Annotated in this window: 17 protein-coding genes and 1 pseudogene; 13 read left to right on the top strand and 5 right to left on the bottom strand. The window is 65.1% G+C overall.

Going from position 1 to position 23,861, the window contains the following annotated elements:
- Nucleotides 1–116: 116 nt before the first annotated feature.
- Nucleotides 117–1,325: a polymorphic toxin type 44 domain-containing protein gene (locus AC3A57_RS18670; protein WP_487580285.1), complete on the bottom strand. Its 1,209-nt coding sequence runs from the start codon at nt 1,323–1,325 to the stop codon at nt 117–119.
- A gap of 439 nt (nt 1,326–1,764) precedes the next feature.
- Between AC3A57_RS18670 and AC3A57_RS18665 the strand changes: the two genes are divergently transcribed.
- Nucleotides 1,765–1,998 carry a hypothetical protein gene (locus tag AC3A57_RS18665; protein WP_221669938.1) on the top strand — a complete coding sequence of 78 codons (234 nt, stop codon included), beginning with the start codon at nt 1,765–1,767 and terminating at the stop codon, nt 1,996–1,998.
- Between the two features lie 91 nt (nt 1,999–2,089).
- Here the strand turns inward: AC3A57_RS18665 and AC3A57_RS18660 are convergent, their stop codons facing one another.
- Together AC3A57_RS18660 and AC3A57_RS18655 are read right to left on the bottom strand one after the other, a co-directional pair.
- On the bottom strand, nt 2,090–2,536 hold the full coding sequence (locus AC3A57_RS18660; protein ID WP_487580284.1) for an SAM-dependent methyltransferase: 447 nt from the start codon (nt 2,534–2,536) through the stop codon (nt 2,090–2,092).
- Nucleotides 2,537–2,631: 95 nt separating this feature from the next.
- Nucleotides 2,632–4,125, bottom strand: coding sequence for a hypothetical protein (locus AC3A57_RS18655; RefSeq protein ID WP_487580283.1), 1,494 nt, complete (start codon nt 4,123–4,125; stop codon nt 2,632–2,634).
- Between the two features lie 664 nt (nt 4,126–4,789).
- On the opposite strand from AC3A57_RS18655, the gene hsdR reads away from it, so the two are divergent.
- The 11 genes from hsdR to AC3A57_RS18600 all read left to right on the top strand — a co-directional run bounded on the left by hsdR (nt 4,790) and on the right by AC3A57_RS18600 (nt 20,526).
- Nucleotides 4,790–8,143 carry a type I restriction-modification system endonuclease gene (gene hsdR, locus AC3A57_RS18650; protein ID WP_487580282.1) on the top strand — a complete coding sequence of 1,118 codons (3,354 nt, stop codon included), beginning with the start codon at nt 4,790–4,792 and terminating at the stop codon, nt 8,141–8,143.
- Nucleotides 8,144–8,155: 12 nt separating this feature from the next.
- Nucleotides 8,156–9,619, top strand: a complete 1,464-nt coding sequence (locus tag AC3A57_RS18645) for a class I SAM-dependent DNA methyltransferase (RefSeq protein ID WP_487580281.1) — start codon at nt 8,156–8,158, stop codon at nt 9,617–9,619.
- Entirely contained in the window at nt 9,616–11,232 is a 1,617-nt protein-coding gene (locus AC3A57_RS18640) for a restriction endonuclease subunit S (RefSeq protein WP_487580280.1), read from the top strand. The genes AC3A57_RS18645 and AC3A57_RS18640 overlap by 4 nt, the downstream gene beginning before the upstream one ends.
- Entirely contained in the window at nt 11,229–12,863 is a 1,635-nt protein-coding gene (locus AC3A57_RS18635) for a restriction system-associated AAA family ATPase (RefSeq protein WP_487580279.1), read from the top strand. The genes AC3A57_RS18640 and AC3A57_RS18635 overlap by 4 nt, the downstream gene beginning before the upstream one ends.
- A 182-nt stretch (nt 12,864–13,045) precedes the next feature.
- Entirely contained in the window at nt 13,046–13,915 is an 870-nt protein-coding gene (locus tag AC3A57_RS18630; protein ID WP_487580278.1) for a hypothetical protein, read from the top strand.
- Nucleotides 13,916–13,957: 42 nt separating this feature from the next.
- Complete coding sequence (locus AC3A57_RS18625) at nt 13,958–14,875, top strand: restriction endonuclease (RefSeq protein WP_487580277.1); 918 nt, start codon at nt 13,958–13,960, stop codon at nt 14,873–14,875.
- A 643-nt stretch (nt 14,876–15,518) separates the two neighbouring features.
- Nucleotides 15,519–16,529: a tRNA dihydrouridine(20/20a) synthase DusA gene (gene dusA, locus AC3A57_RS18620; protein WP_487580276.1), complete on the top strand. Its 1,011-nt coding sequence runs from the start codon at nt 15,519–15,521 to the stop codon at nt 16,527–16,529.
- Between the two features lie 7 nt (nt 16,530–16,536).
- Nucleotides 16,537–17,475, top strand: coding sequence for an arginine deiminase-related protein (locus AC3A57_RS18615; protein ID WP_487580275.1), 939 nt, complete (start codon nt 16,537–16,539; stop codon nt 17,473–17,475).
- Between the two features lie 223 nt (nt 17,476–17,698).
- Nucleotides 17,699–18,046, top strand: coding sequence for a hypothetical protein (locus tag AC3A57_RS18610; protein WP_255594954.1), 348 nt, complete (start codon nt 17,699–17,701; stop codon nt 18,044–18,046).
- A 59-nt stretch (nt 18,047–18,105) separates the two neighbouring features.
- Nucleotides 18,106–18,789: a response regulator transcription factor gene (locus AC3A57_RS18605; protein ID WP_031372686.1), complete on the top strand. Its 684-nt coding sequence runs from the start codon at nt 18,106–18,108 to the stop codon at nt 18,787–18,789.
- Nucleotides 18,790–19,116: 327 nt separating this feature from the next.
- Nucleotides 19,117–20,526: an ATP-binding protein gene (locus AC3A57_RS18600; RefSeq protein ID WP_487580274.1), complete on the top strand. Its 1,410-nt coding sequence runs from the start codon at nt 19,117–19,119 to the stop codon at nt 20,524–20,526.
- A gap of 238 nt (nt 20,527–20,764) precedes the next feature.
- Here AC3A57_RS18600 and AC3A57_RS18595 read toward each other — a convergent pair.
- Nucleotides 20,765–21,566: pseudogene (locus AC3A57_RS18595) on the bottom strand (M90 family metallopeptidase).
- Nucleotides 21,533–21,817 carry a hypothetical protein gene (locus tag AC3A57_RS18590; RefSeq protein WP_221669930.1) on the bottom strand — a complete coding sequence of 95 codons (285 nt, stop codon included), beginning with the start codon at nt 21,815–21,817 and terminating at the stop codon, nt 21,533–21,535. Before AC3A57_RS18590 ends, AC3A57_RS18595 begins: the two are co-directional and overlap by 34 nt.
- Nucleotides 21,818–21,982: 165 nt before the next feature.
- Between AC3A57_RS18590 and AC3A57_RS18585 the strand changes: the two genes are divergently transcribed.
- Nucleotides 21,983–23,812, top strand: a complete 1,830-nt coding sequence (locus AC3A57_RS18585) for a DegV family protein (protein WP_487580273.1) — start codon at nt 21,983–21,985, stop codon at nt 23,810–23,812.
- The last annotated feature ends 49 nt before the right edge of the window (nt 23,813–23,861 follow it).

Here is a 23,861-nt window from a genome sequence, read left to right as displayed (position 1 = left end):
GGGCGACGCCGGACGGCGTCGCTGGCGCAAGCATAGAGCAGGCGCGCCGCGCTGGAGCCGGAAACGGAAACGCCGGCCTCGGGCCGGCGTTCTCGCAGCGCTGCCTCGGACCGGGCTCAGTCCGACCACACCCGCCACATGCCCGAGTTGTAGTACTCGTAGCCGGCCTTGATCTGCGCCTGGTCGCGCGGGTCGTCGCCGTAGCTGCTGTCGCCCAGGTCGTAGGGCTTGCCCCAGCCGTCCTGGGTGGTGTTGGAGTCGATCTGCACGTAGCCGGCGCCGCGCAGGCCGATCTGCTCGGGGATGTCCATCGCCGCGGCGACCACGCCGAAGTGGAAGTTGCCGTAGTTCTCGTACTGCGCGCCCTGGGTCTTGAAGTCCCACGGTCCGCCGCCTTGCACCTGTTCCTTGAACCACAGCATGTCGCCCGGGTTGGGGAACTCGTGCTTATGGGTGTCGGCGATGTTGGCGTCCATCGACACGCCCGGGGGCGCTTCGGGCACGTCGATCAGGCCGGCCTTGGCGGCCTCTTCCATGCTCAGCACCTTGCCCATCGCCTGGGCCACGCCGTCGATGCTGGCGCCGGCGCCGAGCAGGCCGACATCGTCGTTCTGCATGGTCTTGAGCTGCGGCATCGCCGCCTCGAACACCGCGGTGCGGGTCGGCAGGTCGGCGCCCTGGGCGGCGTTGAGGATGCCGGTCAGGGCGCTGGGGTCGTACTGGTTGGTGCCGGCGGTGCGGCCGCTGAAGTCGACGATGTGGCGGCGGCCCATGGCCACGCTCATCACGTCCTGCAGCTGTTCCTCGCTCAGCGAGCCGACCGCTTCCTGGAATGCGGCCGGGTCGTTGCCCAGGCTGGCCAGGACCTTGCCGACCGCCACCGTCTCGGCGTTGCCCCAGGTGCCCTGGGTGGCGCTGTACTCGTCGCCGATGTCGCCCTTGACCGCATCGATGAAGCCGGCCTTGGCATCGCTGCTGCCGTGGCTGGCGATCGCCTCGGCCAGCGCTTCGCGGCCGCCGTTGTCGCCGTCGAAGGCGCGCACGAAGCGCGCGGTCTGGGTCGCGTCCATGCCTTCGGCGAGCTTGTTGAACAGGTCGCTGCGCTCGCCCTTGCTCAGCGAGCCCATCATGCCGTCGATTTCCTGGGTCCAGTTCTTGATGTCGTCGTCGCTGAGCTTGCCGATGAACTCGTTGCGCTCCTGCGGCGAGAGCTTGTCGACCTCGGCGCTGATCGCGTCGAGATCGCCCTTGCTGACGTCCCAGTCGAACACGCCCTGGCTGAGCCGGTCTTTGGCGGTGGATACGGCGGAGTCGACGCTGCTCATGGGAGGGCTCCTGGCGAGAGGGCGGCCGCGCTTGCGGCGCGCCGGCGCGGTGCGTTACCGCGATGCAAGGCAGGCTAGGGCGGCGTCGGCGCAGACGCATTCAGGGGCGACCCTAGGCGCGGCCGAAAAAAATCGAATCCGTGATGGATATCGCAACTTACGCCCGGCCGATGACCGGGCGCCGGTATCGATGCGTTCGTGTCGCTGCATGCCGATGCGGGGCGCGATTCGCTGCCGTGTCTGCGGTCGGCCGGGCGGCGGTCGCGCCGTGCGGCGCACGAGCGATCGAGTGCGTGCGACATCGGCTACGGATAGTGTGTTTTTTGCCGCGGATGGCGGAGTGAATCACCGCCGACCTCCGTTCGCGGAGCGCGCCCGCCTGAGCGGTGCGGGTGGCCTAAGATCGACGGCCATCCCGATCGACGCGAGCCAAACGAGCATGAATCGAGTCCTATTCGGCGCGGCGGCGCTGTCCGCTGCGATGTTGTCGTCCGCTTGCGCCAGCGGCGACGGTCTCGGCGTGGCCGAGTTGTCGCCCTTGTGCGCACAGCAGTACCAGCAAGCCTCCGAGCATGCGCGCGGCGGTGGCGAGCAGGAGCGAGCGACCTATATCCACCATGTGTCGCCGAACTGCCGGCAGGAACAAGAGCGGCTCGAATCGGGACGGCGTTGAGCGGCTGCGCCGCACCGCTCCGAGCCTGATCGGTCGCCTTCCAGCGGAATGGGCTTTGCCCGGCAAGCGCTTGGGCGACGCGCGTGTTCGCCTAAGCCAAAGGGCGCCGCGGCGGCAAACGGATTTCGCGCAAGGGATTTCCGCCGTCGACGAACAATCGGCCCCGCGGCGCCAGGGCGGCGCGGATCCGCGCCAGCGCCGGTTCCCAGGCCTGCGGGTGGCGCCCGTCGAACGCGCCGACGCGCACCGCGAACGCCAGGTCGTAGCGCGCCTCGTCGTCTCCCAGCACCAGGTCCTCCACCGCGACCCGGCGAAACTCCAGCCGCCCGCCGGCGAGCCGTTCGCCCGACCCGGCCAGCGCCTGGGCGATCGCCTTGGCCGAACGGTCGATCGCCAGCACCTTCCCGTCGCCGATCCGTTCCAGCACCGCGCGCGCGGCCGCGCCCGGCCCACAGCCGATTTCGAGCACGCGCAGGCCGGGCCGCAAGGGCAGGGCGGCGACGATCGCGGCGAGACGGGGCGAGATCGGATTCGGCATGGCCTTGCGCTTGAGCGGGTAACCGGTGCGACGCCGTCGCAACGCTGGCCGCCCGATCGGAGCGGCGCAGCGTTGGTGCCCGGGCCGGGGTCAACTTACATGCGCGGCCCGATACGCGTGGGCGCTGTATGGTCGGCGGGTTGCTGCGGCGCGGCTTGCTCGGGTGTTTGCTGGGTGCGCGCCTGCTGCTCCTGCCGGTCGACCGTCGCCACCGCCTCGTTGCGCAGCTCGCGGCCCGGGGTCGCCGCGGCGGCTTGCTGGGTCGCCTGGCGCAGCGCTTCGCGATCGCCGCTGTGCGCGGCGGACAGCATGCGATCCAGACTCTGCGAGAGGTCCTCGGCCGGGTTCGAAGCCTTGGGGACCGGCGGTTTGGACGGCAGGTCGCTGCTCCATCCGAACTTCACCATGCCCGGCTTGTCCGCGTCGGCGAACGACCTGACCCCATCCGGCTTCCAGGTTTCCTTCAGCACCGCGCCGGATTTGCTGTAGTACTCGGACAACTCCTGGGCGTTGTTGAGCACCGCCCAGTTGCCGCGGTTGACGAACGCGACCGGAAATTCGCCCGGCTTGGCGACGGCGCCGACGAATCCGCCGTCCTTCTTCACCACCGAGGCTTCGTGGTCGATCATGTAGCTGGGGAAATTGACCTGCGGGCCGTGGCGGATCACGTTGTGCTCGGTATCGCCGAACGGGCGCCTGCCGTCGACCTTGGCCACTTCCTCGTTGATCTTGTCGATGATCTGCTTTTCTTCCTTGGACCCGACCAGCGGCGTATGCGGCCGGCCCGCGCCGCGGAAGGTCAGCATGTCGTGCATGTCGTAGTCGCCGGTGAACGGCAGCGCCTTCCAGTCCGGCTGCGCCTTGAGCGCGGCCAGCGACTCGTCCAGCCGGTTCATGTCGAGCGGGTAGATCTTGCCCTGCACCTGCTCGCCCAGCCCGTGGCCGCTGCTGAGGTAGAGGCCCTTGAGTTCTCCGCTGGTCTTGTCCCAGTGGCCGACATAGCCCTCGATGCCGGCATCGCGGACTTTCTGCAGCATGTCCGCCGAGTTCTCCGGATAAGCCTTGGCGATCGAAGACGCCTTGATGGTCTTCTCGAGGATGTCGTGTCCTTTCGCCGCCGCCCCTTGCTCCAGCGCGGCCAGGGTCGCCGCGCCCGCCGCCCTGAAGCTGACGGCGAAATTTCCCTTGCGCGAGGCTTCTTCGATCGCGGCGCGGTGTTCCGGCGTCACGAATTCCCGCTCGACCTGTTCGATCACATTGTTCTTGTCGTTCTTTCCCATCGTAGCTTCCTGTTTCGATTCGGTTTTGAGCGTGGCGGCCGGCGGAAAGTTCAACCATCGCCGCTGCGGCGCTCCGTGCGCAGCGTTCGGTCCGGTGCTGGTCGTAACGATGCGGGGCGACTCAAGCGCCATGCGGCAGCGATATCGGAGCGCGCGATCGCGCGCCGGCCATGCCGGGTAGGACGATGCAGCGCGCATCGTGGTTCGTACGGGCCTCAGAGTAATCTTTGCGATCGCCGTAGTGGCCGAACTTCCGGTCGCGTGCCGCATTTCGGCTGCGGCGCGTGCCCCGATCGCGAGGCGCGTCACAAATCGATTCGACGTCTTTTTCGCGAGGCGATGGCGATTCGGATCGAAGCGTGAGTGTCGAGGCGCAGCGAGCGGCAAGGGGCGGCGAGAGGCCGCATGCGGCCGATGGGCTGTTCCGGCGCGGTCGATGCCGGTGGCGAGACACCGCGACGGGCGTAGGGATCGGCAGGCCCGGCACCCGCGTCGTTCAGGGGGCTGGGATTCGGCCGGTGCGTCCGGCTCGACTCCTGGCGTTGCCCGTCGTCGTGACTATCCCTCCGCGCTCCGAGTTTGGATCTCGGAGGGCTTTCGACGGATAATGGGCGCGATTCCTCCGCGCGGGCCGTGTGTCGCGCCCTGCATGGCTGCTTCCGTCGGCGCTGCTCCGGTTCGGCGACCAGCGGACCGGTTCGCGTGGAAACCTACAGGGGATTTCCCGTAAATGGCTGATATTTCGAGAGAAATCATCGCCCCAGAGGCGTTGAAACTGTCCGTCGCCCCGGCGATGAACTGGACAAAGGAATGCGAAAATCTCTAGGGAAAGTGGCTATATGCGAGCTGTGTGTGCACATGGTGTGCAGATTGGGGTGTCGCCAGTAAGTCGCGACTAAGTGGGCCGGCGAGGCGCTCCGGTGACACTTTCCTGCCTCAATGTGAGACTAGGGCCGACTTAAGGGGGCCGGGGATGTCCCAGCGCCGCTCAAATTTCATGCATCTGGTTCGCCTGCAGGCCGATCTGGCCTTACTCGGCGCGGGCGCTGAGCGCTATTTTGCCGAAGACCCCAACACCTGCCTGCTTAAGCTTCGCCAGTTCGGCGAATTGATGGCCCAACAGGTGGCTGCGCGGGCGGCTATCTATACCCCCGGCGAGGACAACCAAGCCGCCTTGCTGTCGCGGCTGAAGGGGGCGGGTTGGCTCCCCCGCGACGCCGCGGATCTGTTCCACTGGCTGCGCAAGGCGGGCAACGAGGCGAGCCACCAGTTTGTCGGTGATCATCGGACCGCATTGCAGGGCCTGAAGATCGCGACTCAGCTCGGTTTTTGGTTCCACCGGAGCTTCGCCGACCCCAACTTCAAGGGCGGTGCATTCATCCCGCCCGAGCCGCCAGCAGACGAGTCTGCCGCACTGAAGGCCGAGCTCACCGAGTTGCGGCAACAGCTCCAGGCTGAGACCGAGCGCGCTCAGACGGCGCAGCAACTGGCCGAACAAGCCAAGGAAGAGGTCAAGCTGTGGGAAGCCCTGGCCGTCGATGGCAGCCAGACTGTGGATGCACTGGAAGCCCGGCTCAGTCAGGTGCAAGCCGAGTCTGTCACGCAGCTCGCGGCGCTGCAGACCAAGGCTGCGGAGAAGCCGAAGGAGTTCCTGTATCAGCTGATGACCCAGGCGGATCAAGCCGCCAGCCAGATCCAGCTGGACGAAAAGGCGACGCGCGAGCTGATCGACCAGCAGCTGCGAGAGGCTGGCTGGGAAGCCGATTCCGCCCAGCTCCGGTACAGCGCCGGCACTCGGCCCGAACCCGGCCGGTACCTTGCCATCGCAGAGTGGCCCACCGCTAGCGGTCCGGCAGATTACGCCCTGTTCGTCGGCGCCGAGTGCGTGGCCGTGGTTGAAGCCAAACGCAGCGCCAAGCGCGTGTCATCGAGCATCGACCAGGCCCGTCGCTACGCCAAAGATGCGCGGGACGAATCCGGTGCCTTGATGCCGACGCAGTGGGGGCAGTTTCGCGTGCCGTTGGTCTTTGCGACCAACGGCCGTCCGTTCCAGCAGCAATTCAAGGAAATCAGTGGTATCTGGTTCTGCGACTTGCGGCGCTCAACCAACCACCGCAAGGCGCTCGACGGCTGGTACACCCCGCAGGGCATCCGTGAGCTGCTGAAGCAGGACATCGACGGGGCCGAGAAGAAGCTCGACACCATCGGCTTCAAGTTTGGATTCCCACTACGGGATTACCAACGGCGAGCGATCCTGGCCACCGAAGACGCCATCAGGGCTGGTCAACAAAGCGTGCTGCTGGCGATGGCGACCGGAACCGGCAAGACCAAGACCTGCATTGCTCTCGTCTATCGGTTGCTGAAGGCGCAGCGGTTCCGGCGAATCCTGTTCCTGGTCGACCGCACCGCGTTGGGCGAACAAGCCGCTAACGCGTTCAAGGAAACGCAGATGGAGTCGCTGCAGCGGTTCGCTGAAGTGTTCGGTATCAAGGAGATCGATGAGCAGCAACCCGAAGCCGATACCAAAGTGCATCTCGCCACGATACAGGGGCTCGTCAAACGCATCCTGTACGCAGAAGACGACGGCCTGCCGGTCGATGCCTACGACTGCATCGTGGTCGACGAATGTCATCGCGGCTACCTGCTAGACCGAGAGATGAGCGAGGTCGAGGTCCAATTCCGCGATCAGTCCGACTACATCTCCAAGTACCGCCGGGTGCTCGACCACTTCGACGCGGTAAAGGTCGGTTTGACCGCCACTCCCGCCTTGCACACCACGGAGATCTTCGGTCCACCAGCATTTGTCTACTCCTACCGTGAAGCCGCGTTGGATGGCCATCTTATCGACCACGACCCGGCCCAGCGCATTCGTACAAAGCTCAGCGAATCGGGCATTCACTACGAGGTCGGCGAGGAGGTGGCGGTCTATAACGCCAAGACCCAAGAGCTAGACCTGTTCAATACGCCGGACGAGCTTGACTTTGACATTGGTGAATTCAACCGCAAGGTCGTTACCGAACCCTTCAATCGAGTCGTATGCGCAGCCCTGGCCGATCACCTCAATCCGGCCGGTCCAGACAAAACTTTGATCTTCTGCGCCACCGACCTCCATGCCGACATGGTGGTGCGGCTGCTGAAGGAGGCATTTGAGTCGAAAGGCATCGACATCGACGACGATGCCATCCTCAAAATCACCGGTAATGCGGACAAGCCTCTGCAGTTGATCCGCCGCTATCGCAACGAGGCTAATCCGGTCATCGCAGTGACTGTGGACCTGCTGACCACTGGTATCGACGTGCCAGCGATCAGCAACCTCGTGTTCCTGCGCCGGGTCAACAGTCGCATCCTGTACGAGCAGATGCTGGGTCGCGCCACCCGTCGTTGCGACGAGATCGGGAAAGAGGTCTTCCGCATCTTCGATGCGGTGGATCTGTACGCCAATCTGGAAGCCGTCAACAGCATGAAGCCGGTGGTGCAGAACCCAAGCATCGGCTTCTCCCAGTTGGCCAAAGAGATCGTCGCGCACCCGCAGGAGGCCATCGCCCAGCAGGCGCGCGAACAGTTGCTTGGAAAATGGCAGCGGAAGAAGCGGCATCTGACCGACGCCCAAATCCATGCCTTGAAGCAAGCCGGATGTAATCCGCAGGACTTCGCCGATTTCCTGAAGAATACGGACATTAAACAGTTGGCCGAGTGGTGGTCCAACCACGTCGCGCTGGGCGAACTGCTGGACCGCAAGCGCGACATGCCCGTCGATCCGCTAGTTGTGTCGACGCACGAAGACGAGCTGATCGATGTCGCCCCTGCCTACGGTCGCCCAGACGACTATCTCGATCGATTCGCTCTCTTTGTGAAGGAGAGGAGTAACACTTTGCAAGCGCTAATAGCCGTGGTCCAGCGCCCACGCGAGCTGACTCGCCGCGATCTCATGGAGTTGGTCATCGCGCTGGAAAGTGCGGGTTTCGACGAAAAGTCTCTGACCCATGCCTGGGCGCAGAAATCCAACCAGGAAATAGCCGCACGAGTTCTCGGTTTTGTGCGCCAGGCCGCGCTGGGTGACCCATTGGTGCCGTTTGATCAACGAGTCGACGCCGCGGTTCAACGCATCAGCCAGCAGCGCAAACTCACCGTAGTCCAAGTGGACTGGCTCAAACGTTTGTCCAAGCAGGTCAAGGCGAACATCGTGCTGGACGAAGCCCTGATCAACGAAGGGCCGTTTGGCCAGCAGGGCGGATTCAAACGCCTCAACCAAATTTTCGACCAGCAACTGAACGACGTGCTGGCCGATATGAACGAAGCCATCTGGCAGTCCGCTGCCAATCAGTAAGTAGAAGGATCAATGAGCAATATCACCACCGATATCGTCGCCAAACTCTGGAACTTGTGTAACGTCCTTCGCGACGACGGCGTGACGTACCACCAGTACGTAACCGAACTGACCTACCTGCTGTTTCTGAAAATGGCAAAGGAGACGGGAACCGAGGCGCGGCTCCCCGCCGGTTATCGCTGGGATGATCTGGAGCGGCAGGCTGCTCCCGAGCGGCTGGAGTTCTACAAGGTCATGCTGATTCATCTCGGTAGCCACGGCTCGGCGATTACCCAAGAGATATTTGTCAACGCCAGTTCCTTCATCAAGAAGCCGGCGACGCTGACGACGCTGGTAAGCGCCATCGATGAGATTGACTGGTATTCGGCTAAGCAGGAAGGATTGGGCGATCTTTACGAAGGTCTTCTCGAGAAAAACGCTAACGAAAAAAAGTCTGGTGCCGGTCAGTACTTCACCCCGCGCGTGTTGATCGACAGCATGGTCGCGTTGATGCAGCCAAAGCTGGGTGAGTCGATCCAGGATCCGTCCGCTGGCACCGGTGGCTTCCTGATCGCGGCAAACCACTACATCCGCGAGCACAACGACATCGAGGCTCTGCATCAGAAGAACTACAAGGCCTACCGGCGCCAATTCCATGGCATGGAGCTCGTCCAAGACACTCATCGCCTGGGTCTGATGAACTTGATGCTGCATGATCTGGAATCGGACGAGAATAGCGGCATCCGCTTTGGTGACACGCTTTCGAGCGATGGCCAGCAGCTGCCAAAATCTGACCTAATCCTGTCCAATCCGCCCTTCGGCACCAAGAGGGGCGGTGGGTTGCCCACCCGCGACGACTTCACCTACCCCACCAGTAACAAGCAGCTGGCCTTCTTGCAGCACATCTACCGAGCGCTCAAGCCCGGTGGTCGGGCCGCAGTGGTGTTGCCGGACAACGTGCTGTTCGAAGGTAACGTCGGGAGACAAATCCGCGTCGACCTCATGGAAAAGTGCAACCTGCACACGATCCTTCGTCTCCCGACCGGAATCTTCTATGCGCAAAGTGTGAAGACCAACGTGCTGTTCTTTACGCGCGGAGAGAAGGATAAGGGCAACACCAAGGAAGTATGGGTTTACGACATGCGGGCCAACATGGCGCAGTTCGGCAAGCGCACCCAGCTCACGCGCCAGCATTTCAAAGAGTTCGAAGACGCCTTCGGAGCGAGTCCGCTAGGCGATCCAAAGAGTCTGGCAAAGCGCAATGACACCGGCGAAGCGGGGCGTTTCCGCAAGTTCACCCGCGAGTGGATCGCCAAGCGTGGCGACAACCTCGATATCCTCTGGCTGAAGGATGAGAGCGACATGGGCACCGGTGGACTGCCCGGGCCGGCGGCGCTGGCTCGCGAAGCGATGGCCGAGCTTGAGGGGTCATTTGAGGAGCTGCGCGGCATCCTTGCGGAGCTAGGCGAGGATGATGACGAGGAGATGACGCAGTGACGCAGGCAGTTCTCAGTTTGCCCAAAGGATGGGTCGAATGCCGGCTTGGCGACGTCGTCAACTATGGGGCCACGTTGAAGGCAGAGCCTAAAGACATCCCACCCGAAGCTTGGGTTCTTGAGCTGGAGGACATTGAAAAGGACACATCAAAGATTCTGCAGCGCGCCACACACGCCGAGCGTCGGTCCAGAAGCACTAAGAATCGGTTTGCCTCAGGCGACGTGCTTTACGGAAAGCTGCGGCCGTACTTGAATAAGATCGTCATCGCGGGCGAGAACGGATACTGCACTACCGAGATCATTCCTTTGTCGCCTCCTCCGGGGTTGGACGAGCGCTATCTGTTCTACTCGCTAAAGCATCCTCGCTTCCTTGAGTATGTCACTTCAGTCAGTCACGGGCTGAACATGCCTCGCCTTGGCACAGAGGCAGGACGGTTGGCGCCGTTCGTACTTGCGCCACTAGCCGAGCAGAAGCGCATCGCCGATAAGCTTGATTCCCTTCTCGCACGAGTGGATGCCTGCCGCGAACGCCTCGAGCGGATCCCAGGAATCCTGAAACGCTTTCGGCAATCAGTCTTCGCCGCGGCTATTAGCGGGAAACTGTCGGAGGAATGGCGTGCAGAGCGCGGGCAGTCCCCCGAAACCAGACATTGCTCGTTGGGTGAAACAAGCATCGAAGTTCCGGCGTCGTGGGGGATCGAAGACCTCTCGAGCATCATCGATCCTAAGCGCCCCCTCTGTTACGGCGTGGTGCAACCAGGGCCTGACGACTCAAATGGTGTTCCGCTTATTCGAGTGCAGGATATGGAGAACGGGGCCGTTCTAGTGGAACAGCTGCGCACTATCTCCGGGGAAATCGATCAACAATATCGCCGCTCGAGGGTTCAAGAGGGGGACTTGTTGATATCCGTGGTGGGAACCATTGGGCGAACAGCTGTCGTTCCGAAGAATGTCGACGCCAACATAGCCCGAGCGGTCGCGAGGGTGGCGTGCAAGGCTGGGGTTGAGCCTCGTTGGGTCAACACGTGGCTCTCCTCGAGCCTGCTGCAGTGGTGGCTTGTATCAAGCGCCAATGAAGTCGCACGGAAGACGCTAAATCTTGCAGATCTGGCGGGTGCTCCAGTCGTTGTGCCGCCGGAAGATGAGCAGCGAGAGATCGTTCGACGAGTCGAAGCACTCTTGAACATCGCAGACAGAGCACAGGACGAGTACGAACGCGGCCGAGAGCGCGTTGACAAAATGGTGCCTGCGCTTCTCGAGCAAGCATTTAGCGGCAAGCTCGTCCCACAGGATCCCAACGATGAATCTGCACATGAACTTCTGGCGCGCCTGCGCGCTTTGCCGCCAGGGGCGATGAAACCGAAGCGTACTCGCCAAAATGTGACCGAGATGAAGCCGGCTATGAAGAGCACCGACAAGGACAAGATCAAGGCAGCCATTCTCAAGCTGAAGAAGAATAGCTTCTCGTTTGACGAACTCCGGGCAAACGTAGGCGGGGACTACGAGTGGATAAAGGATGCCTTGTTCGAACTCCTACAGGAGCCAGATCCTGTCGTTCGCCAGATCTTCGATAAGAAATCGAAAGCGATGCAGATCGTGCGAGTGAAGCCGTGAAGCTCACTCGCGTTCACGTCATTAAGGCGGCGACCTGTGGCGGGCTTCTGGATGGGCTCGATGTCGCCTTGAGGGGTGAGCAGGGCGCCTCCGAGCGCTTCGATCCACTGTGTCTTGTTGGCCCCAATGGAGCTGGAAAATCGCAGTTCCTTCAAGTTGTGGCGGAGGCATTTCAGGCTGCTTTTCATGCCTGCGCGCCGGACGAGGAGAGGGCACCAGGAAACGAAGACCTCCAGTTTGAGCTTGAGTACTACATCAGGCCCCCAGGTGCCCGTAAGGCAGTTCTGATTCGTCTTTCGCGCAAGGAAGACGGCAAGCGACGCCCCACGCTAAGAGTTGATCGCAAGGAAGGCCTCGATTGGGTCGAGTGCTCATTGGACGCCGCGGAAACCCACGCCTTTCTCCCATCCAGAGTAATCGGCTACACGTCTGGCGACAATGAAACGCTGAGTCTGCCATTTTTGGTTAGTCGTAGTGGATATGCAGAGGCCGTGGCGGCAGAAGCATTGGCCAACAAGCCTCGAGCGAAGCAGAAGAGCATTTCAGACACGCGTCTGATGCTCGTTGACTATGGAACCCATCTCGAAGTGCTGGTAGCCAACCTAGTACTTGGGTCGCCTAGAGAACGCTCTGCATTGCTTCAAGATGCGAGACTTGATGATATTCACTCTTTTCGATGCGTGGTTCAGCTCGCGCATAGCGCCGCGCCGAAGATCGCATCACGGCGGGAGGCAGCCAGTGGCCGAAAAGGCGTACAGCTAACAGCAGAGCTCGAAGGCTATATCGACAATCTGAGGCGTTGTTCGACATGCCACGCCTACACTGAAAAGTCGGAGACCTACATCTTCGACTTTCTGGTTACAGAGGAGACCCGAGTTGCATTTTCCCACTTCTGGAGTGCGTCGATTGATCTCTATTCGGCGCTCCATAAGCTCTCGATGCTCAACGACCTTGCAATTCCTAAGGTGGCGCGTGAGCGTTTGCGACGCGATATTAGGTCGAGGCGATTCGCCTCTAGGCTCCCCGAGCCTCAGGACGAGGACCGGGTCTTCCGGTTTGAGCAGGTTCGCTTTCTGCCCAAGACAGGGGTTGGAGTTGTCGACTATGTTTCGCTATCGGACGGTGAGCACCAGCTCGCACAGATCTTGGGGACAATGTGCATGGCCTCTTCCCCCGACGTTCTCTTTGTGTTGGATGAGCCGGAATCGCACTTCAATCCGCAATGGCGGGTCAACTTCACCTCGCGAATACTTGATTTGCCCACAGCCAATGGGAAGCGTGGCGGGTCGCGTAGTGCATCCGCTCGCCAGGACTGCCTGATTACAACTCACTCGCCGTTCGTGCCATCTGACATGCGTAGGGAGAATGTCCTCATATTCAAGAAGTCAAAAGGCATAGAGATCGTTCGGCCTGGCATCGAAACCTTTGGCGCAACGTTTGACACGATTCTTGAGGAGTGCTTTTGCGTCAGCCCCCCGATGTCGGAAGTTCCTAGACGAGAGATTGACGAGCTGATGAAGAGCGACGATCCCGATGAGATTCGCGCTGGTGTTGCGCGACTTGGGGATTCAGTCGAGAAGGTTTTTCTATTGGATCGACTCCGACAGCTATCCAAGCAGGAGGGCGCTTAGCAGTGCTCTTCGGGTACCCAATTGCAGCCACAGGGGAGAACTGGCTTCATGACGGCCTCTGTGAAGCGATAAGATCGATCCACTCCGCCATCGACGAAGGTAGTGCTTACCCTGGATGGCCTGCCGTTTTGCCTCTTGCCTGTCGAGGGAATCTAAAGCGCCGCACTGGACTCCGAGACCGATTGAGCGCGTACGACGTGGCGTTGCGCCAGCTTACGAAGGAGCAGCGCGACGACATTCTCGGTGCGCTAGACGGCCAAAACCGTGTCGCGGACCTCCTCGAAGGTGGCTTCGACTGTCTGATGATAGAGGACCTTCCTGAGGCGATCCGAACGCGCATCACTGATCTGTTCGGGTTCGCGTTTGAGTTGCTCTCGGATCTTGGTGTGAGAGATCGCCAGTACAGGGCGATCTACTCAGCGGTGTCGAGCCATGTCTGCCCTTTCTGTGGCACAGAGTATTTTGATGCCCCTGGGGCGCCGCGTGAGGACTTGGATCACTACCTCGCAAGAAAGCACTTCGCCTTTGCAGCGGCCAACCTAAGGAACCTGGTTCCAATGGGGCACAAATGCAACTCACGGTACAAGCTGGCTAGCAATCTGTTGCGTGGTGCGGGTGGGGCTCGGCGTGTTGCGTTCGACCCGTATCAGCATGAGCGACTTGGCGTATCACTGGATGGGAGTGTTCCGTTTGGCGGATCCACCGAGAACACCCCAGACTGGGACATACAATTCGACCCTAACAGTGACGCAGTCTCGACTTGGGATGAGGTCTTCGCGGTTCGAGAACGGTATCGCAGAGACCACCTGGACCCAGATTTTTCCCAGTGGCTGCGCCTCTTCGCAAAGTGGGTAGAACGTATGTCGTTGCCGACAGACACGGAAGACGGACTTGTTCGTGCGCTTCAGCGATACGAGGAAAGTTGGGCCGAGGGCGGCATCCACGACCGAGCGTTTTTGAAGGCGGCGGTCTATCGCATGCTTCGGCAGCACTGCGAGGCTGGCAATACGCGACTCATTGATCAGCTTCGCGATCTCACTGCATCTGCCTAACTCGCTGCATTGCCGGGGGAGTGAGGCGGACATGACGGAATTTTGAAGAGCGAGGGCGAGATGGAGCTACCGGAGTTTGCTCGTTGGATTCAGCCGTTAATGAAGGCGTTGTCGCAGCTAGGTGGAAGCGCGCGACCACAGGAGGTTGTCGATCTGGTGGCTAAGAACGAATCCGTCCCCGACGAGATTCTCAACCAGACGCTAGTCAACGGCTTTCCTCGGTTCACCAACCAAGTTCATTGGGCGCGCTTCTTCCTAGCCGAACACGGGCTAATTGATCGCTCGCGTCGAGGCGTATGGAGCCTGAGTGATGAAGGGCGCGCAAACGTGAACATGACCACGGCTGAAGTTCGTCGCCTGGTGGACGCGGTTCAGAGGAAGCATGCGTCTGGATCTAGCGCACCGAGATCCGCAAGTCAGACGGCTGCGATCCCCATGGTGCCCGCAGCTGCCACGGAGCAGGAGGCGGCGCCCGAAGACCTGGAAGAGAACTACCGTGACCGGCTGTTGGGGCTGCTGAAGTCACTTCCGCCGTCTGGATTTGAGCGGCTATGCCAGCGGCTTCTCCGTGAGGCTGGATTTGCGGAAGTCGAGGTGACAGGAAGAAGTGGAGATGGGGGCATTGACGGCCATGGACTGCTCGCGCTCAATCCATTCGTGACCTTGCGGGTCCTATTTCAGTGCAAGCGCTACGATGGCAGCGTGGGGCCGGGAGCCGTGAGAGATTTTCGTGGCGCGATGCAAGGTCGTGCCGACAAAGGAATTGTTCTAACGACAGGTGGCTTCACCGCTGATGCTCGCCGAGAAGCGATTCGCGATGGCGTGCCACCGATTGAGTTGGTCGACGGGCCAAAGCTTATAGATCTCTTCGAGCAGCTTGAATTGGGCTTGCGTCCAAGAACCACATACGAGATAGACTCCGCGTTCTTCAGTCAGTATCAGAAATCTCAGCCGATGTAGCCCGCAAGGGCGCCTCAAGTACACAGGATAAAGCGAATAGTGACCCTTTCTCCTGCATTCCTGAGGGTGACGGATTGAGGGTTGACTAGGATATCGACAGGGGAGCTGCCGTAGAGTGGATCGCATCGCTCTGCTGCTCGCCAGTGGTGACTTGCGTCAACGCGACCGTAAATCGGACGCAATCCCCGCCGCACCTTACGTCTACGGTGTTGAACACCCACTCAGAGGGGCGATGTTGTCACCCGTGCCATGGGCGCGCAGGAACTCCGCCGGCCGCCGCCTTTCGAGACAATCTTTTTTATCTTGGCATGGGCGACGGATGTGCAGCAGATGTCGATCAGTTTGCTGAGCTCGTGGATGGCTGCAGCATAGTCCCACTTAGCTCGGTCGATTCGGGTGACGCGGCGTCGCTCAAGGATCTGAGACTCGGCCGGAGCGCCCGCATCGATTCCAGTGTCGCCCGTCGTCGCGCCTGCCGGCCCGCGCCCCGAGTTTGGGTCCAGGGGGCTTTCGACGGACAATGAGCGCGATTCCTCCGCGCGGGCCGCAGTGTCGCGCCCGGCATGGCTGCTTCCGTCGCTCTCGCTCCGGCTCGGCGGCCCGCCGACCGGTTCGCGGGGAAACCTACAGGGCTTTTGCGTAAATGGCTGATATTCCGAAACAAACCATCGCTCCCGAGGCGCTGAAGCTGTCCGTCGCCCCGATGATGGACTGGACCGACACCCATTGCCGGGTGTTCCACCGCGCCCTGGCGCCGCATGCGCGGCTGTACACCGAGATGGTGCATGCCAACGCGGTGATCCACGGCGACCGGGCGCGGTTGCTGGCGATGGACCCGGTCGAGCATCCGGTGGCCCTGCAGCTGGGCGGCAGCGAGCCGGCCCTGCTGGCGCAGGCGGCGCAAATCGGCGCCGAGCTCGGTTTCGATGAGATCAACCTCAATTGCGGCTGCCCCTCCGACCGGGTCCAGGCCGGGCGTTTCGGCGCCTGCCTGATGCGCGAGCCGGGCGTGGTGGCCGAGTCGGTGGCGGCGATGATCGGCGCCTGCGAGGTGCCGGTCACGGTCAAGTGCCGGCTCGGGGTCGACGACGATCACCGCTACGAGGTGTTCCAGGCCTTCGTCGACCAGGTCGCGCAGGCCGGCTGCGGGCTGTTCGTGGTCCATGCCCGCAACGCCTGGCTCAAGGGCCTGTCGCCTAAGGAGAACCGGGAAGTGCCGCCTTTGCGCTACGACTGGGCCTACCGGCTCAAGCGCGAGCGGCCGCAGTTGCAGGTGATCGTCAACGGCGGCATCGCCGGCCAGGACGAGGCCACCGCCCACCTGGAGCACGCCGACGGCGCCATGCTCGGCCGCGCCGCCTACCACGACCCCTACCTGCTGCACCGGCTGGACGTGGCCTGGTGGGGCGGCGAGCTGCGCAGCCGCGCCGAACTGCTGCGCTCGCTGCGGCCCTATGTCGAGGCGCAGCTGGAGCGCGGGGTGTTCCTCAAGCACATGACCCGGCACATGCTGGGCCTGTTCCACGGCGAGCGCGGCGGCCGCGCCTTCCGCCAGGTGCTCAGCGAAGGCGCGCACAAGCCCGGCGCGGACTGGTCGCTGATCGAGCGCGCCCTGGACGTGACCGAGTCCTTCGCCGCGCGCGACGCGGCCTGAGACGGTCATGATCAGCCGAGACCCGCAGGCCTTCTTCGCCCACGCCCGCGGCCTGGCCGCGGATTTCGGCCCGGCGCTGGCGCGCGCCGCGTTCCTGGTCGCGCCGGACGGCTTCGCCCGCGCCGAGCAGTCGGCCGGCGACAACCGCTACATGGCCGCCGCGGACGGCTTCGACCCCAGCCGCGCCAGCGCCCAGCACCGCGAACTGCACCGGTCGCTGGCGCAGGTTCTGCCGACAGTGTGCTTTGCCGGCGATCCGGACACCCCGGACGCGCTGTTCCCGAACAACGTCTTCGCCACCGGCCGGGCCGACGCCGCCGGCGAGCCGGCGCCGGCGCGCTACGTGGTCGGGCGCATGCGCCACCCGGTGCGCCAGCGCGAGGCCGCGCGCGCCGACATCCGCGACTTCTTCGGCCAGGTGCTGGGCTATGCCGAGGTCGACCTGTCGCGGCAGCCGCATCCCTGCGAGCTGACCGGCTCGGCGGTGATCGACCGCGCCCGCGGGCTGGGCTACATCGGCCTGTCCGAGCGCTGCGACGAGGCCGGTGCGCGACTGATCCACCAGGCCCTGGGCCTGCGCGCCAGCCTGCTGTTCGAGCTGGCGCCGGGCGAGTACCACGCCAACGTGGTCCTGGCGGTACTGGCCGGACGGGCGGCCCTGGTCGCCCCGGCCGGTTTCGCCGACCCGGCGGTGGCGGCGGCGATCGCGGCTTTCTATGCGCCGCACGGAATCGTATTGTCGACAGCCGAGCAGGGTGCGTTCGCAGCCAATGCGATCGCGCTGTCGTCCTATCGGGTCTGGATGAGCGCCGGCGCCGGACGCGCGCTGAGCCCGGACAGCCGCGCGGCTCTGGCCGCGGCCGGGTTCGCCGTGGCCACGGTCGAACTGGACGCGATCGAGGCCGGCGGCGGCTCGCTGCGTTGCTGCGTCGGCGAGATTTTCTAGGGTTTCTTGCCCGGTTTCCTACCGGTTTCCGGATTGGGATGGGCCGGAATGATTCTCACCCGCGCGCCGGTTGCGGCGCGGCCTGTGACGCCCGTCGGCTCGGGCTGAACACCGGCCACGGCGGCGCGGAAAAGTTCAGATCGGATTCACCGCTGCGTTTCGAAAATGCCGACACGTCGTTAGTTCGTCCATTATTGTTGCGCTGGGGTCTTCGTCGAACGTCATGAGCATCCGGTCCGCCCGAGTCCTGTCCTCGTTGCTGCTCGTCGCCTCGCTGGCGGCGGCCGGCCAGGCTGCGGCCCAGCACGACGACGACGGGCGGCAAGGTCGCGGGCACGACCGGCGCGACGATCATCGCTCCCTGTCGGATTCGGTTCGCCGCTACGAGCGCGAGAGCGGCGGCGGGCAGGTGCTCAGCGCCGAGCGCGTCCCCTTCGACGGGCGGGACGTCAACCGGATCAAGGTCGTCGACTCCAGCGGCCGGGTCCGGGTCTACATGGACGACCCGCAGCAGCGCGGCGGACGGGAGAACGACCGTCCTACACGCCGTGAAGACAGCGATAACGACTAACCTTCGCTTCGACGGTCCTCACGACCCTGTCGGGGCCCGCAAACATCTAGGGAGTGCCCATGCGAATTCTGCTGGTCGAAGACGAAGCGCCTTTGCGCGAGACCCTGGCCGCGCGCCTCAAGCGCGAGGGCTTCGCGGTCGACGCGGCGCAGGACGGCGAGGAAGGCCTGTACATGGGCCGTGAGGTGCCGTTCGACCTGGGGATCATCGATCTGGGCCTGCCGAAGATGTCGGGCATGGAGCTGATCAAGGCCCTGCGCGACGAGGGCAAGAAATTCCCGGTGCTGATCCTGACCGCCCGTTCGAGCTGGCAGGACAAGGTCGAGGGCCTCAAGCAGGGCGCCGACGACTACCTGGTCAAGCCCTTCCACGTCGAGGAACTGCTGGCCCGGCTCAACGCCCTGGTCCGCCGCGCCGCGGGCTGGAGCAAGCCGACCCTGGAGTGCGGCCCGGTCATGCTCGACCTGGCGGCGCAGACGGTCAGCGTCAACGGCGGCAACGTCGACCTGACCAGCTACGAGTACAAGGTGCTGGAGTACCTGATGATGCACGCCGGCGAGCTGGTCTCGAAGGCCGACCTCACCGAGCACATCTACCAGCAGGACTTCGACCGCGATTCCAACGTGCTGGAAGTCTTCATCGGCCGCCTGCGCAAGAAGCTCGATCCGGACGGCGCCTTGAAGCCGATCGAGACCGTGCGCGGCCGCGGCTATCGTTTCGCCATCCCGCGCAGCGGGGATTAAGCGGTACGATCGCGCAGCGGGGATTGAACAGCACGATCGCGAAGCGGGGACTAAGCGTTACCGCCGCGCAGCCGGGATTTGGCGTTACGATCGCGCGGAGGGGACCAAGCGATACGGCCCCGCAGCGGCGACCAAGGCAAGGCGCGCAGTGTGGGGCCAGCTGCGCGGCGCCCCACCGACAGCAGGTTGCCCTGCCGCGATTGAAGACAGGGCGGTGCTCCGCCTCGCACCGAAAACCCTCGCACCGAGAACTGGATCCAGGAGCGCAACCCGACCCATGCGGCCCGCGTCCCCAACCGAGGCGGGCCCGCCGGCCCGTGCGGCCCGATGAGCTGGGGCCAGCCGCGCTCGTTGCGCGCCCGCCAATTGCTCGCCGCCAGCCTGGGCCTGCTCGCCTTCCTGGCCCTGGCCGGCTACGCGCTCGACCGGGCCTTCCTCGAGACCGCCGAAAGCAACCTGCGCCAGCGCCTGACCAGCTACGCGCTGGCGTATGCGGCCGATACCGATTTCGGCCGCAGCGGCGAGATCATTCCGCCCTACGACCCGCCCGACCCGCGTTTCGACCGGCCGGGCAGCGGCCTGTACGCCGAAGTCATCCTGCCCAACGGACACTGGGACTCGATGTCGGCGCAGGGCCCGGTGCTGCCCGACGGCGGGATGCTCAAGCCGGCCCAGGAGACCTTCGAAGGCCCGCTGCCGATCAACGAGATCAGCGGCCGCTCCGGCGAGGCCTACCGCTACGGCCGCGGCCTGATCTGGAGCGTCGACGGCGACAGCAAGTCGGAGTTCCAGTACACGATCTACATCCTCGAGGACACCAGCGCGCTGCGCGCCCAGGTCGCGGTGTTCCGCAAGGCCTTGTGGAACTACCTCGGCGGCGCCGGGGTGATCCTGCTGCTGTTGCAGGCGCTGATCATGCAGTGGAGCCTGCGCCCCTTGCGGCGGGTGATCGAGGAGCTCAAGCGGGTCCAGCGCGGCCTGGCCTCGCGGATGAGCGAGCGCCACCCGCGCGAGCTGGAGCCGCTGACCGAGAGCATCAACGCCTTCATCGAGAGCGAGCGCGAGAACCTCGATCGCCAGCGCAACACCCTGGCCGACCTGGCCCACAGCCTGAAGACGCCGCTGGCGGTGCTGCGCGCGCGCCTGGACGACCGCAACGGCGGCGGCACGATCGACGCCGACCTGCGCGAAGACCTGGACGTGCAGTTGCGGCGCATGAACGACCTGGTCTCCTACCAGCTCGCCCGCGCCGCTTCCGGCGGCCACGCGCTGTTCGCCGCGCCGATCGCGATCGAGCCGCATGCCGAGGAGATCGTGCGCGGGCTGGAGAAGGTCTATTCGAACAAGGGCATCCTGTGCGAGTTCGAGCTCGCCGAAGGGGTGCAGTTCCACGGCGAGCCGGGCGACCTGCAGGAACTGCTCGGCAATCTGCTCGAGAACGCGTTCAAGTGGGCGCGTTCGCGGGTGTTGCTGACCGTGCAGGCCGGCGAGATCGCGGCCAACCGCCGTCCCGGCCTGCTGATCGCGGTCGACGACGACGGCCCGGGCATCCCGCCGGAAAAGGTGGCGATGATCCTGCAGCGCGGAGTGCGCGGCGACGAGCGCGTGCACGGCCACGGCATCGGCCTGGCGATCGTGCAGGACCTGGTGCGCGGCTACCGCGGCACCCTCGACGTGACCCCGTCGCAGGAGCTGGGCGGCACGCGTTTCGAAGTGAAGCTGCCGCCGGGGTTGTAAGCGCCGGCCGAGACCGCGCGGGCTCCTGTAGCAGCGGCGTCCGACGGGGATTTCCTTCGGTCATGAGCCGCGACCGCGATGTTTCGGCCTCGCGCCGAACCCGGCGTTCGTATCGCGCGCTCCAATCTGAGGCGGACGAGGCGAGACCGGCGCTGCGCGGCAGCGGCTTGCGCCGCTCCTGCACGCAGAGGGCGCGTCGCGACGCAGGCCTTGGGCCGCGCGGTCGTGCGGCAGCGGCTCAGGCGAACGGCGAGGGGCCGTACAGGCGCTCCAGATGCGCGGCGACTGCGGGCATTTCCGCGCGCAGCAGCTGCGGGTCGCTGAAATGGTACTCGGTGGCGACGGCGAAGAATTCTTCCGGAGCTTCGGCCGCGTAGGCGTCGATCGCGGTTTCGCGGCCGGCGTCGACCTGTCGCACGAAGCCGTCGTAGGCGCGCTGGAAATCGCCCGCCCACTGCCGCTGCCAGGCGCGCGGCAGCGGCGGGGTGCCGTCGAGCAGGCCGTCGAGCACGTCGAGCTTGTGCGCCATCTCGTGCGCGGCGACGCAGTAGCCGGCGTGCGGATCCTCGCAGTCGGCGGCGACGTCGGCCCAGGACAGGATCAGCGGCCCCTGCTCCCAGGCCTCGCCGATCAGCTCGTCCTGCCACTCGTGCAGCACCCCGGCGGCGTCGGTGTGGCTGCGGTTCACCCGGAACGCATCGGGATAGACGATCAGCTGCGACCAACCGCGCAGGCCTTCCTCGCCGAACTCGAGCAGGGGCAGGCAGCACAGCGCGGCGAGCCGCGCGCGTTGCGACTCGTCCAGGCTCAATTCGCCGATCGGGCTGATGGTTTTCTCGTGCAGGAAACGCGCGGCCAGTTCGCCCAGGCGTTGCTGCCGGGCCGGATCCAGCGCCCGCGCCCACGGCAACGCCGCGACCGTGTCGCGCCACAGGGCGTCGTCGATGGGGCGGGGCGGGCGCCGCAGCCGGCGCAGGAACTCGAACAAGCGCGAACCGTCAGCGAATCAGCGGAACATGCCCGGCAGGAAATTGTGCCAGCGCGGCGACTGCAGGCGGTTGTTGCTCTCCGAGTCGCTGTGCACGCTGGGCTTGGCCTTGGTGTCGCGCGCGGTGGCCGGCGCGGCGTTGCGCGAGCTCGGGCGCGCCGCGGCGTCCTTGCGCTGGGCGCTGGCGTTGCTGGAGCAGGCGTCGTTGGGGCTGAGCTTGTTGACCTCGCGCGCACCGACCTCCGCAACGGCCAGGGTCGCGCTGGCGAAGGCGAACAGCAGGCACAGGCAGATCCGTAACATGGCGGAATCCCTTGGAGGTCGTCCCGGCCGGTGTCCGACCTCGGGAGATTGCCGACTATAGCGCGAAACCGGGACCGCGTCGGCGGCCCTTCGGCGGTGGGCGACCGGCGGCGCGCGTGCTGCGCCGCAGCACGCGCCGGCGCGGGTTTGGGCGAGACTCGCGCCATGCCCACCGCCCGCCCGCCGCTGACCGCACCGGCCCTGCGCCGGGCCCTGATCGCCGGCGCGCGCCGGGTCATCGCCGGGCGCGACCGGCTCAACCGGATCAACGTGTTCCCGGTCGCCGACGGCGACACCGGCAACAACCTCGCCCACACCCTCGGCAGCCTGCTGAACGGGGCGCTGAGCCGGCGCAGCCGCCACATCGGCGAGCTGCTGCAGCGCGTCGGCGACGACGCGGTCGACGGCGCGCGCGGCAACTCCGGCGCGATCCTGGCCCAGTTCCTGTACGGGGTCGCAGAGTACGCCCGTGCCCAGCCCGAACTCGACGCCGCCGCCCTGGCCGGGGCGGTCCGGCACGGCGCCGAGCAGGCGCGCGCGGCGCTCGCCCACCCGATCGAAGGCACCATCCTCAGCGTCATCAACGCTTTCGCCGATGCGCTCGACGAGGCGGCCCAGGCCAGCGACGGCGATCCGCGCGCCGGTTTCGCCGCGGCGCTGGAGCGGGCCCGCGTCGCCCTGGCCAGGACGCCGCAGCAATTGTCGTTGCTGCAGCGGGCCGGGGTGGTCGACGCCGGTGCGCGCGGCTTCGTCGACCTGCTCGAGGGCATCGCCGAATTCGTCGACGGCGGCCCGCGCGCGTTGCGCATGCGCGGCGCCGGCGGTGCCGCCAACGACGCCTGCGCCGGGCATGCCGCGGCGGTGCCGGCGGCGCACGAGGCGGTCGACCCGCAGCGGCGTTGGTGCTGCGAATGTCTGCTGATCGGCGAGGCCATGGATCGCGCCGCCCTGGTCGCCCAATTGGAGGCGCTGGGCGCCGATTCGGTGGTGCTGGCCGGCGGCGGCGCGCGAGTGCGCGTGCACGCCCACGTCGGCGCGCCGCAACGCCTGTTCGACGCCTGCGCCGGCCATGGCGGGGTCGAGGCGATGAAGGCCGACGACATGCTGCAGCAACAGCGCAGCGTCGAGCGCAGCCAGCGCGTGGCGGTGGTCACCGACAGCGCCGCCGACCTGCCGGACGAACTGGCCGAGCGCCTGGCGCTGCAGGTGGTGCCGGTGCGGGTGTCGATCGACGGCCGCGACTACCTCGACAAGACCGCGCTGAGCACCGCCGAGTTCTACCGACGGATGGCCGTCAGCGCCGATCTGCCGCGCACCAGCCAGCCGCCGCCGGGCGACTTCCGCCGCTGTTTCGACTTCCTCCTCGGCCATCGCGCCCAAGTGTTGTATGTGGGCTTGTCGCGGGCGGTGTCGGGCACCCTGCAGGCCGGCGAACAGGCGGCCAGCCGCGCCGATCCGCAGCGGGTGCGGGTGTTCGACAGCCTCAACGCCGCCGGCGGCCAGGCCTTGCTGGCCTGGCGCGCGGCGGAACTGGCCGAGGCGGGCTGGTCCACGGCGGCGATCGTGAGCGAGCTCGAGCGCCTGCGTCCGGCGACCCGAACCTGGGCGATGGCGCGCGACATCCGCCACGCGGTGCGCGGCGGCCGCATCCCGGCCTGGGCCGGCGCGCTGGTGCGCTGGACCGGCCTGACCCCGGTCGCAGCGATGCGCGCGGACGGCCGCCTGGGCGTGCGCACCGGCCTGTTCGCGCGCGCCGGCGCGGCCCAGGCGCTGGCCCGGTACGTCGTCCGGCAACTGCCTGCCGGCGAGCGCTGGCGGGCGATCGTCGGCCATTGCGATGCGCGGGCCGACGGCGAGCGCCTGCTGGCCGAACTGCGCCGCCGGCTGGCGCTGAGCGAGGCCTGGCTGGTCGAAACCGGACCCGCGCTGGGCGCGCACGCCGGCCGCGGCGCCTTGCTGGTTTCGCTGCAGCCGGCGCCGGCCGCCGACGTGTGACCGCGCGCGGTTCGGCGCGGGCCGGCCCGCGCCGGGTCCGGACCGGGCT

The sequence above is a fragment of the Lysobacter sp. Soil_C_15 genome (genome assembly GCF_057657315.1).
This window is presented reverse-complemented; position numbering and strand designations above follow the sequence as displayed.

What these genes read in the sequence shown, in the direction of transcription:
- AC3A57_RS18610 (WP_255594954.1), top strand. Translation starts at nt 17,699, where the DNA reads ATGAGCATCCGGTCCGCCCGAGTCCTGTCCTCGTTGCTGCTCGTCGCC.
- AC3A57_RS18600 (WP_487580274.1), top strand. Translation starts at nt 19,117, where the DNA reads ATGAGCTGGGGCCAGCCGCGCTCGTTGCGCGCCCGCCAATTGCTCGCC.
- AC3A57_RS18615 (WP_487580275.1), top strand. Translation starts at nt 16,537, where the DNA reads ATGATCAGCCGAGACCCGCAGGCCTTCTTCGCCCACGCCCGCGGCCTG.
- AC3A57_RS18590 (WP_221669930.1), bottom strand. Translation starts at nt 21,817, where the DNA reads ATGTTACGGATCTGCCTGTGCCTGCTGTTCGCCTTCGCCAGCGCGACC.
- AC3A57_RS18605 (WP_031372686.1), top strand. Translation starts at nt 18,106, where the DNA reads ATGCGAATTCTGCTGGTCGAAGACGAAGCGCCTTTGCGCGAGACCCTG.
- hsdR (WP_487580282.1), top strand. Translation starts at nt 4,790, where the DNA reads ATGTCCCAGCGCCGCTCAAATTTCATGCATCTGGTTCGCCTGCAGGCC.
- AC3A57_RS18660 (WP_487580284.1), bottom strand. Translation starts at nt 2,536, where the DNA reads ATGCCGAATCCGATCTCGCCCCGTCTCGCCGCGATCGTCGCCGCCCTG.
- dusA (WP_487580276.1), top strand. Translation starts at nt 15,519, where the DNA reads ATGGCTGATATTCCGAAACAAACCATCGCTCCCGAGGCGCTGAAGCTG.
- AC3A57_RS18670 (WP_487580285.1), bottom strand. Translation starts at nt 1,325, where the DNA reads ATGAGCAGCGTCGACTCCGCCGTATCCACCGCCAAAGACCGGCTCAGC.
- AC3A57_RS18585 (WP_487580273.1), top strand. Translation starts at nt 21,983, where the DNA reads ATGCCCACCGCCCGCCCGCCGCTGACCGCACCGGCCCTGCGCCGGGCC.
- AC3A57_RS18645 (WP_487580281.1), top strand. Translation starts at nt 8,156, where the DNA reads ATGAGCAATATCACCACCGATATCGTCGCCAAACTCTGGAACTTGTGT.
- AC3A57_RS18665 (WP_221669938.1), top strand. Translation starts at nt 1,765, where the DNA reads ATGAATCGAGTCCTATTCGGCGCGGCGGCGCTGTCCGCTGCGATGTTG.